General features: G+C 65.8%; 13 protein-coding genes. 6 read left to right on the forward strand and 7 right to left on the reverse strand.

Annotation, left to right across the window (positions count from 1 at the left end):
- The first annotated feature begins 117 nt into the window (after positions 1-117).
- The 4 genes from NVV93_RS19930 (at position 118) to NVV93_RS19945 (ending at position 5398) form a co-directional block, all read left to right on the forward strand.
- A complete protein-coding gene (locus tag NVV93_RS19930) occupies positions 118-537 on the forward strand; it encodes a DUF3301 domain-containing protein (protein WP_258252382.1) in 420 nt (139 codons plus the stop codon).
- 34 nt (positions 538-571) lie between these two features.
- Positions 572-2344, forward strand: coding sequence for an ATP-binding protein (locus tag NVV93_RS19935; protein ID WP_258252383.1), 1773 nt, complete (start codon positions 572-574; stop codon positions 2342-2344).
- Entirely contained in the window at positions 2341-3660 is a 1320-nt protein-coding gene (locus tag NVV93_RS19940) for a sigma-54 dependent transcriptional regulator (RefSeq protein WP_258252384.1), read from the forward strand. The genes NVV93_RS19935 and NVV93_RS19940 overlap by 4 nt, the downstream gene beginning before the upstream one ends.
- Positions 3661-4102: 442 nt before the next feature.
- Entirely contained in the window at positions 4103-5398 is a 1296-nt protein-coding gene (locus NVV93_RS19945) for an MFS family transporter (protein WP_258252385.1), read from the forward strand.
- A 70-nt stretch (positions 5399-5468) separates the two neighbouring features.
- Here the strand turns inward: NVV93_RS19945 and NVV93_RS19950 are convergent, their stop codons facing one another.
- Positions 5469-6347, reverse strand: a complete 879-nt coding sequence (locus NVV93_RS19950; protein WP_258254432.1) for an alpha/beta fold hydrolase — start codon at positions 6345-6347, stop codon at positions 5469-5471.
- 108 nt (positions 6348-6455) lie between these two features.
- Here NVV93_RS19950 and NVV93_RS19955 point away from each other — a divergent pair, with 108 nt between their 5' ends.
- Positions 6456-6815: a hypothetical protein gene (locus NVV93_RS19955; RefSeq protein ID WP_258252386.1), complete on the forward strand. Its 360-nt coding sequence runs from the start codon at positions 6456-6458 to the stop codon at positions 6813-6815.
- Here the strand turns inward: NVV93_RS19955 and NVV93_RS19960 are convergent.
- Complete coding sequence (locus NVV93_RS19960; RefSeq protein ID WP_258252387.1) at positions 6808-7770, reverse strand: GTP-binding protein; 963 nt, start codon at positions 7768-7770, stop codon at positions 6808-6810. The two genes, NVV93_RS19955 and NVV93_RS19960, sit on opposite strands and share 8 nt — an antisense overlap.
- Positions 7771-7843: 73 nt before the next feature.
- Here NVV93_RS19960 and NVV93_RS19965 point away from each other — a divergent pair, with 73 nt between their 5' ends.
- Positions 7844-8197, forward strand: a complete 354-nt coding sequence (locus tag NVV93_RS19965; protein WP_258252389.1) for an NADH:ubiquinone oxidoreductase — start codon at positions 7844-7846, stop codon at positions 8195-8197.
- A gap of 52 nt (positions 8198-8249) precedes the next feature.
- Here the strand turns inward: NVV93_RS19965 and cfaB are convergent, their stop codons facing one another.
- From cfaB to NVV93_RS19990, 5 genes are all read right to left on the reverse strand, one after another.
- Positions 8250-9434 carry a C17 cyclopropane fatty acid synthase CfaB gene (gene cfaB / locus NVV93_RS19970; protein ID WP_258252390.1) on the reverse strand — a complete coding sequence of 395 codons (1185 nt, stop codon included), beginning with the start codon at positions 9432-9434 and terminating at the stop codon, positions 8250-8252.
- Between the two features lie 213 nt (positions 9435-9647).
- Entirely contained in the window at positions 9648-11498 is a 1851-nt protein-coding gene (glmS, locus tag NVV93_RS19975) for a glutamine--fructose-6-phosphate transaminase (isomerizing) (protein WP_258252391.1), read from the reverse strand.
- A 17-nt stretch (positions 11499-11515) separates the two neighbouring features.
- Positions 11516-12280, reverse strand: a complete 765-nt coding sequence (locus tag NVV93_RS19980) for a DeoR/GlpR family DNA-binding transcription regulator (RefSeq protein WP_258252392.1) — start codon at positions 12278-12280, stop codon at positions 11516-11518.
- A gap of 141 nt (positions 12281-12421) precedes the next feature.
- Positions 12422-13783, reverse strand: coding sequence for a bifunctional UDP-N-acetylglucosamine diphosphorylase/glucosamine-1-phosphate N-acetyltransferase GlmU (gene glmU / locus NVV93_RS19985; protein ID WP_258252393.1), 1362 nt, complete (start codon positions 13781-13783; stop codon positions 12422-12424).
- A 98-nt stretch (positions 13784-13881) separates the two neighbouring features.
- Complete coding sequence (locus NVV93_RS19990) at positions 13882-14307, reverse strand: F0F1 ATP synthase subunit epsilon (protein ID WP_258252394.1); 426 nt, start codon at positions 14305-14307, stop codon at positions 13882-13884.
- Positions 14308-14310 lie beyond the last annotated feature (3 nt).

Here is a 14310-nt window from a genome sequence, read left to right on the forward strand (position 1 = left end):
ACGATGCCCAACGTGTGGTGATGAACGTCGAGGTTGGGCGGACAGCAGCGCCCGTAGCAGAGCGGCGCGACAGCCATCCGGGGGCGCGTTAAGCTAGCCGTCTGATGCGGAGGCGTGATGATCGGTCTGGGTGATGTGTTCCTCTTTCTGCTGTTCGCCAGCGCGCTGGCCTGGCTGTGGCGCGGCCACGGCATCCGCGAACGGGCCTTGACGCTGGCCATGCAGCATTGCAAACGGCTGAATATCGAACTGCTCGACGGCAACGTCGCGCTGCGCCGGCTGACGGTGGTGCGCGACGGCCGCAATAATCCGCGCCTGGCCCGCATCTACGGCTTCGAGTTCACCGTCACCGGCGAACAGCGGCTGACCGGCAGCATCAGCATGTTCGGCCAGCATCTGGGCAAGATCGAGGTGGACGCCTTCCCGTTCGACGCCCGCGCCGAAACCGCCGCCGACCCGGCGCCGGTGCTCGAGCATCCGCCGCTGAGCAACAACGTCGTCTCGCTGAACGACTGGCGCCGCCATCACGACCAGTGAGCCGCGCCGGCCCGCCGCTGCGCCGGAGTCCGCCATGAGCCGCCTGCCAGCGCGGCCGTTGCGCCTGACCCTCGGAGTGCTGCTGATCCTCCTCGGCATGGCGCTGTGCGCTGGCCTCGCCCAGCACCAGGCGCGCCAGCGTGCGCTGCACGCCAGCGCCAACCAGGCCGAAGAACACCTCGGCCTGTACCTGAACAACCTGCGCACCCTGATCGACCGCTACCGCACCCTGCCGACGGTGCTCGCCCTCGACCCGGAACTGCGCGCCGCGCTGGCCGGGCCGGTCGACGCCGCCACCCAGGCGCGCCTCAACCACAAGCTGGAAGCCATCAACGGCGCCGCGCACTCCTCGACTCTGGAGCTGCTCGACCGCAACGGCCTGGCGATCGCCGCCAGCAACTGGCGCGGTCCGCACAGCTATGTCGGCCACAACTACGGCTTCCGTCCCTATTTCCAGGAAACCCGCCAGCAGGGCAGCGGGCGCTTCTATGCGGTCGGCGTGACCAGCGGAATTCCCGGCTACTTCCTGTCCAGCGCGGTGACCAACGAGCAGGGCGAGTTCCTCGGCGCCATGGTGGTCAAGCTGGAGTTTCCCGGCCTGGAGCATGATTGGGCCGAGAGCGCGGGCATCCTGTTGGTCAGCGACGCCAAGGGCGTGGTGTTCATCGCCAACCGCCCGGGCTGGCGCTACCGCGAACTGCTGCCGCTGGATGCCGCGGCGCGCGCCGAGTTGGCCGCCACTCGCCAGTACGACAAGCAGCCGCTGCAGCCCCTCGCGCACCAGACCTTGCAGCCGCTCGGTGCGCAACGCCGCCTGGCGCGCGTGGTCGGCCCGGACGGGCGGCGCGACTACCTCTGGCAATCGCTACCGCTGCCCAGTGAGCAGTGGACCCTGCACCTGCTGCACGAACCGCGTGAAGTCGCGCAGGCCGGCCGCAGCGCCGCGCTGGGCGCCGCCGGGGCCTGGCTGGCGCTGGTCTTCCTCGGTCTGTTCCTGCACCAGCGCTGGCGCCTGGCGCGCCTGCGCCAGCGCAGTCGGCTGGAGCTGGAGCAGTTGGTCGAACAGCGTACCGCCGCCCTGCGCACCGCCCAGGACGGCCTGGTGCAGGCCGCCAAGCTGGCGGCGCTGGGCCAGATGTCGGCGGCCCTGGCCCATGAGATCAACCAGCCGCTGACCGCCCAGCGCATGCAGCTGGCCAGCCTGCGCCTGCTCCTCGAGCAGGGCCGCGGCGAACAGGCTACCGCCGTGCTGCAACGCCTCGACGAACAGCTGGCGCGGATGAGCGCGCTGACCGGCCACCTGAAGACCTTCGCGCGCAAGAGCCCCGGCGGTCTGCGCGAGCGCCTCGACCTGGCGCTGGTGGTCGACCGCGCCCTGCAGCTGCTCGAGGCGCGTCTGCACCAGGAAGCGATCGAGCTGCACCTGGAGCTGGTGCGCCCGGCCTGGGTGCGCGGCGACGCGATTCGCCTCGAGCAAGTGCTGGTCAATCTGCTGCGCAACGCTCTCGACGCCATGGCCGGCCAGGCGCAACGGCGCCTGCGCGTGACGCTCCACGCCGAGGCCGCGGGCTGGCGCCTGGAGGTGCAGGACAACGGCGGCGGCATCGCCGCCGAGCACCTGCCCAGCGTGTTCGACCCGTTCTTCACCACCAAGCCGGTCGGCGAGGGCCTCGGCCTCGGCCTGGCGGTATCCTATGGCATCGTGATGGAACTGGGCGGGCGCCTGGAGGCACGCAATCGCGACGACGACACCGGCGCCTGCTTCAGCCTGAGCCTGCCGGCCGCCCCCGACGAGGACAGCACATGAATGCGGTAATGGTCATCGACGACGAGGCGAGCATCCGCGACGCCGTGCAGCAGTGGCTGGAGCTCTCCGGCTTCGAGGTGCTGCCGTTCGCCAGCGCCGAGGCCGGCCTGGCGCGCCTCGGCCGCGACTTTCCCGGGGTGGTGCTGAGCGACGTGCGCATGCCCGGCCTCGATGGCTTCGGCCTGCTGCAGCGCGTGCAGCAGCTCGACCGCGACCTGCCGCTGATCCTCCTCACCGGTCACGGCGACGTGCCGATGGCGGTAGACGCCATGCGCCAGGGCGCCTACGACTTCCTGGAGAAACCGTTCAGCCCGGAAACCCTGCTCGAACGCCTGCGCCGCGCCTTCGACAAACGCCGCCTGGTCCTCGAGAACCGCCGCCTGCGCGAGGAAGTCGATCTGCGCCAGCGCATCGACTCGCGCCTGCTCGGTTTTTCGCCGGCCATGCAGACGCTGCGCCGCCAGGTGATGGAATTGGCGCCCACCCCGATCAACGTGCTGATCCGCGGCGAGACCGGCAGCGGCAAGGAGCTGGTCGCCCGCTGCCTGCACGACTTCGGCCCGCGCGGCGCCAAGCCCTTCGTCGCGCTGAACTGCGCGGCGATCCCCGAGGCGCTGTTCGAGAACGAGCTGTTCGGCCACGAGAGCGGCGCGTTCACCGGCGCGCAGGGCAAGCGCATCGGCAAGATCGAGCACGCCGACGGCGGCAGCCTGTTTCTCGACGAGATCGAGAGCCTGCCGCTGGCCCAGCAGGTCAAGCTGCTGCGCGTGCTGCAGGAGCAGAGCCTGGAACGCCTCGGCTCCAACCAGAGCATTCCGGTGGATTTGCGAGTGATCGCCGCGACCAAGCCGGACTTGCTCGAGGAAGCCCGCGCCGGGCGCTTCCGCGAAGACCTGGCATACCGCCTGAACGTCGCCGAGCTGCGCCTGCCGCCGCTGCGCGAACGCCGCGAGGACATCCCGCTGCTGTTCGAGCACTTCGCCCAGGCCGCGGCCGGCCGCCTTGGCCGCGAGGCCACGCCGCTGTCGGCCTATGCGCTGGCGCGCCTGCTCGGGCACGACTGGCCAGGTAACGTGCGCGAGCTGGCCAACACCGCCGAACGCCATGTGCTCGGCCTCGGCCAGGCCAGCGAGGAGCCGGCCGCCGGACAGTCGCTGGCCGCCCAGCTGGAAGCTTTCGAGGCGCAGTGCCTGCGCACCGCGCTAAGTCGCCACAAGGGCGAGATCAAGGCGGTGATGGACGCCCTGCAGCTGCCGCGCCGCACCCTCAACGAGAAGATGCAGCGCCACGGCCTGAGCCGCGACGAGTTCCTGTAGCAACCCGCTCCACGGATCAGCCCGCCCCGCTTTGGTAGCCCGGATGCAATCCGGGACCTGGTGCTGCCGGTTTCCCGGATTGCATCCGGGCTACGACGACGGTTCGGCACCGCTCCGCTTTGGGTAGGAGCCAGCTTGCTGGCGATCCGTGCTCGGCTGACAACTCGTGATCGCCTGCTGGCCAAGTTCCTCGGCTAGCCGCCCCACATCGGCGGATTTCCGCCGATTGCCCCGCACGGATCGGCAAGATTCCGCTTAGCCATCGCCCATTTCCCCGCCACAACCGCTCTAGTCCGGGCTTCCTGATCCTGGCACAGGTCTTGCCATCAGCCTTACTACGGCCGCCTCCGTGCGCCTATTACAACCACAATAAGGTACCCGCCATGTCTGCCATTCCCTGCGTCGGCCTTGCCGCGCGTCGTCTCCCTGCGGAGGCCCGTCCATGACTGCCCATGAACCCCTCTACACCGCGGTGGAGAAGCGCAAGCGGATCTTCGCCATCGTCGGCGCCTCCTCCGGCAACCTGGTCGAATGGTTCGACTTCTACGTCTACGCCTTCTGCGCTATCTACTTCGCCCCGGCGTTTTTCCCCTCCGACGACCCCACCGTGCAGCTGCTCAACACCGCCGGGGTATTCGCCGCCGGCTTCCTGATGCGCCCAGTGGGTGGCTGGTTGTTCGGCCGGGTCGCCGACCGTTACGGGCGCAAGCGCTCGATGCTGATTTCGGTGCTGATGATGTGCGCCGGCTCGCTGGCCATCGCGGTACTGCCGACCTACGCCAGCATCGGCGTAGCGGCGCCCGCGCTGCTACTGGCGGCGCGCCTGTTCCAGGGCCTGTCGGTGGGCGGCGAATACGGCACCACCGCCACCTACATGAGCGAAGTGGCGCTCAAGGGCAAGCGCGGCTTCTTCTCGTCGTTCCAGTACGTGACGCTGATCGGCGGCCAGTTGCTTGCCGTGCTGGTGGTAGTGATCCTCCAGCAGTTGCTCAGCGAGGCCGAGCTCAAGGCTTGGGGCTGGCGCATTCCGTTCTTGGTCGGCGCCCTGGCGGCGGTGGTCTCGCTGTTCCTGCGCAGCTCGCTGGAGGAAACCAGCAGTGCCGAGACCCGCGGCAACAAGGAAGCCGGCACCCTGGCCGGGCTGTTCAAGCACCACAAGGCGGCGTTCCTCACCGTGCTCGGCTACACCGCCGGCGGCTCGCTGATCTTCTACACCTTCACCACCTACATGCAGAAGTACCTGGTCAACACCGTCGGCATGCACGCCAAGACCGCCAGCGGCGTGATGACCTTCGCGCTGTTCTGCTACATGCTCATGCAGCCAGCGTTCGGCGCCCTCTCCGACCGCATCGGCCGCCGCGCCTCAATGCAGTGGTTCGGCGCCCTCGGCGCGCTGTGCACGGTACCGATCCTGCTCACCCTGAAGACCATCGAGAGCCCGGTCGCGGCGTTCTGCCTGATCATCCTGGCGATGGCCATCATCAGCTTCTACACCTCGATCGGTGGCCTGGTGAAGGCCGAGATGTTCCCGCCGGAAGTGCGGGCGCTGGGGGTCGGCCTGTCCTACGCGATCGCCAACGCGATGTTCGGCGGCAGCGCCGAGTACGTCGCCCTTGGCCTGAAGTCGCTGGGTCACGAGGAATATTTCTACTGGTACGTGTCGTTCATGCTGGCGATCGCCTTCCTGGTCAGCTTCCGCCTGCCCAAGCAGCCCAGCTACCTGCACCACGACCGCTAAGCAGTAGCCGCGTCACGACAACCCGCTGGGCGGCACCCCGCCACTTCGGCGGGTTGTTGCGTTTAGGGGCCTAGCTGCGCTGCAAAAGGAAGTCGGCCACCCGCGCCGCGCTGTCCTCGGGGAACTCCTGCATGAAGCAGTGCCCGCCCTCGACCTGGTGGGCGCGCACGTGGCCGTTGGCGGCGCTCAGACGCGCTGCCGACTTGACCACGAACGGATAGGTGTGGCGACCGTAGAGCAGCAGGGTCGGCGTGACGATCTTGTTCAGCGAGCCCCACAGCCGCTTGGGCGTCGAGGCGAAGATTTCCGCCTCGCGGCTCGGTCGGCATTTCAGCTCGACCGCACCGTCCACCTGACGCAGCGCGTGCTCGACGAACGCCCACAGCGCGGCATCCGTCCAGCCTTTGTAGATGCCCCGTCCATGCAGGCCGGCATAGGCCGCAGCGCGGTCGCTCCACTGATGGCGGCGAGCAGCGGCGCGCGCGGCCATGCTGCTCTTGCGGTGTACGCCGAGCACTTCGGCGAAGCTCATCACGCCAATCATGGTCGGACTGAACAGCACCGGATCGAGCAACACCGCGCGGCTGAACAGCTGCGGCCATTTGGCCAGGATCAAACTGCTCAGCACCCCGCCAAAACTGTGGCCGACCGCGTAGCGTGGCACCTCGCCGAAACGCCCGCGGCCCGCTTCGAAGGCCTCCACCGCCAGCTCGGCGCTGCGGTTCCAACCGTGGAAGCGCCCGCCGTGATCGCTGTCGCCATGCCCCTGGGCATCGCACAGCCACAGGTCGAATTCGCCGGCCAGACGCTTGAGCATCGGTTCGTAGGTGCGTCCGCAGAAGCCGTTGCCGTGCAGGAAATGCAGCAGCGGCTTGCCGGAGGGTTCGCTGTGCCAGCCGCGCAGAGTGAAGCCAGCGGAACTGGCGTGGGTCCAGGGGTGCAGAATCATGGTCGATGAGCGGTCGGAAAACAGGGATCGCAGCATAGCAATCCGCGCCGGACTTGCCAGCCAGCCTGTCCTGCACCGAGGATGGCGTTTTCCGGCATGGAGGCCCGTATGTTCTATCTGCTCGATTCACCCGACCGCGCGTTGCTCGAACACCTGCAGCAGCGCCTCGCCGGCTGGGGCGTTGAGACGCTGCTGACCGTGCAGGGCACGGTCGAGGACGGTCGGCCCCGCTACGTCCTGCAGGCGCCGCACACCGACGACGCCGACCGCTTCCGCTACCTGCTGTATCGCGCCCCGTACTTTCTCGCCGAGATCGCGCCCGAGCACTTCGACGCCGTGCGTGCCCTGCGCCGCGCACCGCTGCGGGCCTTATTCGGCGCGCTCGGCTCGCCATTGGCACTCAAGATCGCCGCGCTCAGCGCAGTGTTGCTACTCGCTGGTCTGCTCGCGGAACGCTGGCTCAACTGAGCCGGCAGGCGGCCATGCCGGCCTGCAGTGCCGCCACATCCTGCGCCTCGGCGAAGATCAGTTCGAGGCGTGAGTCCTTGCGCCATTCGCTGTTACGCCAATGAATGGGCTCGCCGTCCAGGGCATTGGCCGACCGCCAGCCGGCGTTGCCGTGCAGCACCAGCTTGGCGCGGCGCCAGGGCAGAGCGGCCAGCCACTGCTGCACGCGCAGCAACTCAAAGCGCTGGCTCGGGTGCCAGCGCCAACCGATGCTCCAGCCTTCGGCCTGCGCCTGCACCAGGCAGAGCGGCTCAGCGGGATCGCGCCACACAGTAGCCAGCGGCGCCGCGCCCTGGGCCAGTTGCTCCAGGGCCGGCGCACCGGCGCGCAACGCATGGCCGGGCAGTTCAGCGAACGGCAAGCGGCCCTGGCTGGTCCAGACGTGCCGGATGGCTGGCAACTGTGCCACCAGCCGCGCCCGCGCAGCGGCGTCGAGCGTCTCGGCCTTGTTCAGCACCAGCAGCGCCGCCTCGCCGAGTGCGGCCTGCTGGCTGTCCGGCAACGGCGTACCGCTCGCCAGCGCGGCGGCATCCAGCACCAGCACTGGCGGCTGCACGGCGAGCACCGTCTGCCACGGCGCTTCGCGCAGTTGGCGCAGCAGTTCGGCGGGATGGCCGAGACCGGAGGGCTCGATGAACAGCCGCTGCGGCCGCGCCTGGCGCAGCAGCCGCGCCAGGCCGACTTGGAACGGCGCGCCATTGACGCAGCACAGGCAGCCGCCGGCGACTTCGCGCAACTGCACGCCGTCGCTATCACCATCCAGCAAGGCGGCGTCCAGGCCGATCTGGCCGAATTCGTTGATCAGCACCGCCCAGCGTTCATGCGCCGGTCGTTGCGCCAGCAGGTGGCGGATCAGACTGGTCTTGCCGGCACCCAGCGGGCCGGCAATCAAATGGGTAGGGATATGGCTCAGCATCTACCTATGCTGCGGCTTGTTGGGGTAACAGGAAAGTCCTAGAGTGCGCTGCATCGATTTTCGGAGAGCACTTATGCGCCATTGGTTCGCCCTGCTGGGTTGCGCCCTGCCGCTATTCGTCCACGCTGATGCCTGCGTGGTGCACAGCCAAGGCGATCGCCTGGATATCAAGATCTGCCAGCAGAACCAGAGCATTCCGGCGCAGATGTTCCGCGAGGGCTTTTGCCAGCCGCAGCTCAAGGGGCAGAAGATCGAAGTCGAATTCGTCGCACAATGCCCTGGCGGCTCGTTCGGCGTGTGCCGCAACGCGCAGGTCTCCAACCTGCCCTATCGCCAGGATATCCATTATTACGGAGTGGCCAGCGACGCCAATTACCTCAAGCCGTACTGCGAGCGGCAGAGCAAGGGCGTGTGGATGGCCCGCTAATTCGCCGGGGGTTTCACGTGGAACCCCCTTGGCTGCTGAGCTGCAGCTAGGATCAGCGATAGATATCCGCGCGCGTCCACGGCAGGCTGTGCGAGCCATCCTGCAGCGGCTTGACCGCGAGAATCTGATGCAGATTGATCCAACCCTGCTCGAAGGCATACGCGCAGCCGGCGAGGTACAGCCGCCAAATCCGCAGGTTCGGCCCGTCGACCAACTTGGCGGCTTCAGCCAGGCGATTCTCCAGCCGCTCACTCCAGAACTCCAAGGTCCGCGCGTAATGCAGGCGCAGGCTTTCCACATCGACTACTTCGAGGCCGGACGTGCTGATCGCGGCGACCATCTGCGCCAAGTGCGGCAGTTCGCCGTGGGGGAACACATAGCGATCGATAAACTCGCCCGCCCCGCGGCCGACCGGACGGCCATCGGTGTACTTGGAGGTGATGCCGTGATTCATCACCAACCCACCGGGGCGCACTACCTCGAACAGGCGCTGGCAATACAGCGGCAGATTGGCGTGGCCGACATGCTCGAACATGCCGACGCTGACCACTTTGTCATAACGACCATCACCCGGCAGATCGCGGTAATCGAGCAGCTCCAGAGTGACCTGCCCCTCTAGGCCCTCGGCCTTGACCCGCTTGCGGCCTAACGCCAGCTGTTGCTTGCTGAGGGTAATGCCGTGCACCTGCGCACCGAATTCGCGGGCGGCGAAGCGCGCCAATCCACCCCAGCCACAGCCGACATCGAGCAGCTTATCGCCCGCCTGCAGACGCAGCTTGCGACATAAATGCCGCAGCTTGGCCTGCTGCGCCTGCTCCAGGTCTTCCTTGCCGGTCTCGAAATACGCGCAGGAATACACCATCTCGCGGTCTAGCCAGAGGGCGTAAAACTCGTTAGAAAGGTCGTAATGATAGGAAATCGCCGCCGCGTCGGTGGCCTTGTCATGCGCCGTGCGCGTTGGACTGACGCCATTGCCGTCGCCGAGCAAGGCTTGGGCCAGGGCATCGCCGAGACGAATCACCTCGCGTATCGGCCCTTCGAGCCCTAGCTTGCCCTCGACATAAGCGCCGCCCAAGGCAGCCAGGCTGGGATGGGCGAATTGCGCGACCAGGCTCGGGTCGTTCAATACCAGAGTGACGCTCGGCTCGGGACCGAGATCGAGTTCTTTACCGTCCCATAAGCGCAGCCGCAAGGGCAGCTGAATACCGCGGAGGGCCGGCAGCAATTGCGCCAGCATAGGAACCCCCTGTTTGCGAGAAGTCAGAGCAAGCGTAGCCCAGATGACCTGCACGCCAAGCTTATGGCGCGCTGTCACTATCTATGACCACGATTTGCTCAATTCCTTCGTCGGGAGACTTCGCCAGCGCGGCGAAAAGGCCTCAGCGCGTACTGAGGTGACCAACCGCCGAGTCGAAGATCGATGCCGACTCGGCAAATTGGCGGGCTGCTGTTACTCCACGGTCACCGACTTGGCCAGGTTGCGCGGCTGGTCGACGTCGGTGCCCTTGAGCACGGCGACGTAATACGACAGCAGTTGTAGCGGCACGGTATACAGAATTGGCGCCAGCGCATCACCGATGTGCGGCATATTGACCACATGGGTGCCTTCGCCATTGCTGAGTCCGGCCTGTTGATCGGCGAATACCACCAGTTCGCCGCCGCGCGCGCGGACTTCCTGCAGGTTCGATTTGAGTTTTTCCAGCAGCTCGTTGTTCGGCGCCACGGTGACCACCGGCATATCGCCATCGACCAAGGCGAGCGGGCCGTGTTTGAGCTCGCCGGCCGGATAGGCTTCGGCGTGGATGTAGGAGATTTCCTTGAGCTTGAGCGCACCTTCCATCGCCACCGGGTACTGCGCGCCGCGACCGAGGAACAGCGTGTGGTTTTTTTCGGCGAACAGTTCGGCGACCTTCTCGATGGTCTTGTCCATCGCCAGCGCCTCTTCCAGGCGAGCCGGCAGGCAGCGCAGTTCACTGACCAACTCGGCCTCAAGCGTCGAGTCGAGATTGCCGCGCGCCTTGCCGAGAGCCAGGGTCAGCAGCATCAATGCGACCAGCTGCGTAGTGAACGCCTTGGTCGAGGCCACGCCGATTTCCGGGCCGGCCTGGGTGAGCAGGGTCAGGTCGGATTCGCGCACCAACGAGCTGATGCCCACGTTGCAGATCGCCAGGCTGGCCAGATAACCACCCTCGTTGGGCGCTTTGGCCTTGCCGTTGCGCAGCGCGGCAAGGGTATCGGCGGTTTCCCCGGACTGGGAAATACTCACGAACAGGGTATCCGGCTGGACGACCACTTTGCGGTAGCGGAATTCGCTGGCCACTTCGATTTGACAAGGAATCCCGGCCAGCTCTTCGAGCCAGTAACGGGCGACCATGCCCGCGTGATAACTGGTGCCGCAGGCGACGATCTGCACGTTGCGCACCTTGCCGAACAGCTCCGCCGCCTGCGGGCCGAACGCCTCGGTCAATACCTGGTTGCCGCCCAGACGGCCTTCCAGGGTGCGCTGCACGACCATCGGTTGCTCGTGGATCTCCTTGAGCATGAAATGCCGATAGATGCCTTTATCCGCAGCCTCGGCGCCTTCGTGGTACTGCACCTGTTCGCGCTGCACCGGCTGGCCGGCGACATCCCAGATCTGCACGCTGTCGCGGCGAATCTCGGCGATGTCGCCCTCTTCCAGGTACATGAAACGGTCGGTGACCTGACGCAGAGCCAACTGATCGGAGGCGAGGAAGTTCTCACCCATGCCCAGACCGATCACCAGCGGGCTGCCGCTGCGGGCGGCCAGCAGGCGATCCGATTGCTCCGCGCTGATCACCGCCAAGCCATACGCACCGTGCAGTTGGCCGACCACCGCCTTGAGGGCGACGGCCAGATCGCCCGCTTCCTGCAGCTGGTGGTGCAGCAGGTGGACGATGACTTCGGTATCGGTCTGTGAGGTGAACACATAGCCGAGGGCCTTGAGGTGCGCGCGCAGCTCCTCGTGGTTTTCGATGATGCCGTTGTGCACCACGGCCAGCTGGTCGTTGGAGAAATGCGGGTGCGCGTTGGCCTCACTAGGTGCGCCATGGGTCGCCCAGCGGGTATGCGCGATGCCCAGGCGACCGGCCAAGGGTTCGCCGGCCAGGGCCCGATCCAGCTCAGCGACCTTGCCGACCCGGCGGCGCCGTTCAAGGATGCCGGCGCTGCTGAAGACCGCCAGGCCGGCGCTGTCATAGCCGCGATATTCCAGGCGCTTGAGGCCCTCGACGAGAATGGCGGTGATGTTACGTTCGGCGATGGCGCCTACGATTCCACACATATGAATCTCCTACTGGCTCAGGCGGCGGCGCAGATCAGCTTGACGCCGCGGGCTTGGATTTCTGAGCGTGCCTCATCGGGCAGGCGCTCATCGGTGATCAGGGTATGGATGCTGCTCCAGGGCAGCTCCAGATTGGGAATTTTGCGGCCGACCTTGTCGGCCTCGACCATCACGATGACTTCACGGGCGACCTCGGCCATCACGCGCGACAAGCCGAGCAATTCATTGAAGGTGGTGGTCCCGCGCTGCAGATCGATGCCATCGGCGCCGATAAACAGCTGGTCGAAATCGTAAGAGCGCAGCACCTGTTCGGCGACCTGGCCCTGGAAGGATTCCGAATGCGGGTCCCAGGTGCCGCCGGTCATCAGCAACACCGGCTCGTGCTCCAACTCGCTCAGCGCCTTGGCGACATTCAGCGAGTTGGTCATCACCACCAAGCCAGGTTTGTGGCCCAGTTCGGCAATCATCGCGGCGGTGGTGCTGCCGCTGTCGATGATGATCCGCGCATGTTCGCGAATGCAGGCCACCGCGGCTTTGGCGATGGCCTGCTTGAAGCGCGAGACCGGCTGACTGGCTTCGCCGATCAGCTCGTGTGGCATGGAGATGGCGCCACCGTAACGGCGCAGCAGCAAGCCGTTGGCTTCCAGAGCCGCCAGATCCTTGCGGATGGTCACTTCCGAGGTGCCGAAGGTTTTCGCCAGGGCATCCACGCTCACTTCGCCTTGCTCGCCGAGCAGGGACAGAATGGCGTGGCGACGCTGCGGGGTATTGCGTTTCGACATACTAAGTTTCGATTCGAAAGTTTAATATCGCAAATCAAAACCTAATGAAGCTTTTCCGTCAAGCGCGAAACGGATGAAAGGCGACCCAGTGCCGTCAGCAACTCCACCCTGATGAGGAGGAAGCAAGTCTGTGCGCTGTGCTCACTTCTTCTTGGTTGGCCGCTGCCAGCCTTCGATGTTGCGCTGCTTGGCACGCCCGACTGCCAGGGTATCGGCGGGCACATCTTGGGTGATGGTCGAGCCGGCACCGGTGGTCGCGCCAGCGCCCAGATTCAACGGAGCGACCAGCGAGCTGTTCGAGCCGATGAAGACATCCTCGCCCATCACGGTCTTGAATTTGTTCGCGCCGTCATAGTTGCAGGTAATGGTGCCGGCGCCGATGTTAGTCCGCGCACCGATTTCCGCGTCGCCGAGGTAGCTCAAATGGCCAGCCTTAGCGCCGGCGCCCAGCACGGCGTTCTTCATCTCGACGAAGTTACCGACATGCGCCTTGGCGCCCAACACGCTGCCCGGACGCAAACGGGCGAACGGCCCACAGTCGGCGCCTTGGCCGAGTTCGGCGCCATCCAGATGGCTGTTGGCTTTGACCACCGCGCCTTGGCGCAGGGTGCTGTTACGGATCACGCAGTTCGGCCCGATTTCGACGTTGTCCTCGATGACGACGCGGCCTTCGAGGATCACGTTGATATCGATCAGCACGTCGCGGCCGACGCTGACTTCACCGCGTTGATCGAAACGGGCTGGATCGATCAGGGTCACACCCTGTGCCATCAGGCGACGACCCGCGCGGTATTGATAATGCCGTTCCAGCTGCGCCAGCTGAATGCGGTCGTTGGCGCCAAGCACTTCCATCTCATCGCTGGCCTGCTCGGTCGCCACCACCAGACCATCGGCCACCGCCATGCCGATGACGTCGGTGAGGTAATACTCGCCCTGCGCGTTGCTGTTGGACAGCCGGCCCAGCCAGTCGGCCAGGCGCTTGCCGGGCACCGCGAGAATGCCGGTATTGCCTTCGCGGATAGCGCGTACCGCGGCGCTGGCGTCCTTGTGTTCGACGATTTCCTGCACCGTGCCAGCCGCGTCGCGGACAATGCGTCCATAGCCGGTCGGATCGGCGAGCTGCACCGTGAGCAATCCCAGCTGCTCCGCATTAACCTGGTGCAACAGTCGCTGCAGGGTTTCGACCTCAATCAGCGGCACGTCACCGTACAGAATCAGCACGGTATCGGCGGACAGCTGCGGCAGCGCCTGGGCCACGGCATGCCCGGTACCTAGTTGCTCGGCCTGCACAACGAAGCTCAGATCATCGGCCGATAGACGTTCGCGTACCGTTTCCGCACCGTGACCGATCACCACTTGGATACTCTGCGGCTGCAATTGCCGAGCGGTATCGATGACGTGGCCGAGCATGGATTTACCAGCGACCGGGTGCAGCACTTTCGGCAAAGCCGAACGCATGCGAGTGCCCTGGCCGGCGGCAAGAATCACGATATCGAGGGACATAAGCGAACATCCTGAGCAGCGCGCGAAAGCGCAAATGGCAGAAAAGCAAAAGGGTAGCCAAGGCTACCCTTTTACCTAATCGCGATGAAGCGTGCGGATTAACCGCCGAACTTCTTGCGGACTGCCTGAACCGTGCGCAGCTGGGCTGCAGCTTCGGCCAGACGGGCAGCAGCGGAACCGTAATCGAACTCGGCACCTTTGGCGTGCAGAGCCTTCTCGGCATCCTTCAACGCCTGCTGGGCAGACGCTTCATCCAGATCGGCAGCGCGGGTCACGGTATCGGCCAAAACCTTCACCATGTTCGGCTGCACTTCGAGGAAGCCGCCGGAAATGTAGAACACTTCCCGCTCGCCACCTTGCTTGGTCAGCGTGATCGGACCCGGTTTCAAGTCGGTGATCAGCGGTGCGTGACCCGGGGCAATGCCCAGATCACCCAGGTTGCCGTGTGCAACCACCATCTCGACCAGGCCGGAGAAGATTTCCCCTTCGGCACTGACGATATCGCAATGGACAGTAATAGCCATACG

Origin of the sequence: Pseudomonas sp. LS44 (genome assembly GCF_024730785.1) — a bacterium.
GTDB lineage: Bacteria > Pseudomonadota > Gammaproteobacteria > Pseudomonadales > Pseudomonadaceae > Aquipseudomonas.

Bases quoted from the DNA above. Each gene is read 5' to 3' on its own strand.
- glmU (WP_258252393.1), bottom strand. From the start codon at position 13,783: ATGTCCCTCGATATCGTGATTCTTGCCGCCGGCCAGGGCACTCGCATG.
- cfaB (WP_258252390.1), bottom strand. From the start codon at position 9,434: ATGCTGGCGCAATTGCTGCCGGCCCTCCGCGGTATTCAGCTGCCCTTG.
- NVV93_RS19980 (WP_258252392.1), bottom strand. From the start codon at position 12,280: ATGTCGAAACGCAATACCCCGCAGCGTCGCCACGCCATTCTGTCCCTG.
- NVV93_RS19955 (WP_258252386.1), top strand. From the start codon at position 6,456: ATGTTCTATCTGCTCGATTCACCCGACCGCGCGTTGCTCGAACACCTG.
- NVV93_RS19960 (WP_258252387.1), bottom strand. From the start codon at position 7,770: ATGCTGAGCCATATCCCTACCCATTTGATTGCCGGCCCGCTGGGTGCC.
- NVV93_RS19930 (WP_258252382.1), top strand. From the start codon at position 118: ATGATCGGTCTGGGTGATGTGTTCCTCTTTCTGCTGTTCGCCAGCGCG.
- NVV93_RS19965 (WP_258252389.1), top strand. From the start codon at position 7,844: ATGCGCCATTGGTTCGCCCTGCTGGGTTGCGCCCTGCCGCTATTCGTC.
- NVV93_RS19935 (WP_258252383.1), top strand. From the start codon at position 572: ATGAGCCGCCTGCCAGCGCGGCCGTTGCGCCTGACCCTCGGAGTGCTG.
- NVV93_RS19945 (WP_258252385.1), top strand. From the start codon at position 4,103: ATGACTGCCCATGAACCCCTCTACACCGCGGTGGAGAAGCGCAAGCGG.
- NVV93_RS19940 (WP_258252384.1), top strand. From the start codon at position 2,341: ATGAATGCGGTAATGGTCATCGACGACGAGGCGAGCATCCGCGACGCC.
- NVV93_RS19950 (WP_258254432.1), bottom strand. From the start codon at position 6,347: ATGATTCTGCACCCCTGGACCCACGCCAGTTCCGCTGGCTTCACTCTG.
- glmS (WP_258252391.1), bottom strand. From the start codon at position 11,498: ATGTGTGGAATCGTAGGCGCCATCGCCGAACGTAACATCACCGCCATT.
- NVV93_RS19990 (WP_258252394.1), bottom strand. From the start codon at position 14,307: ATGGCTATTACTGTCCATTGCGATATCGTCAGTGCCGAAGGGGAAATC.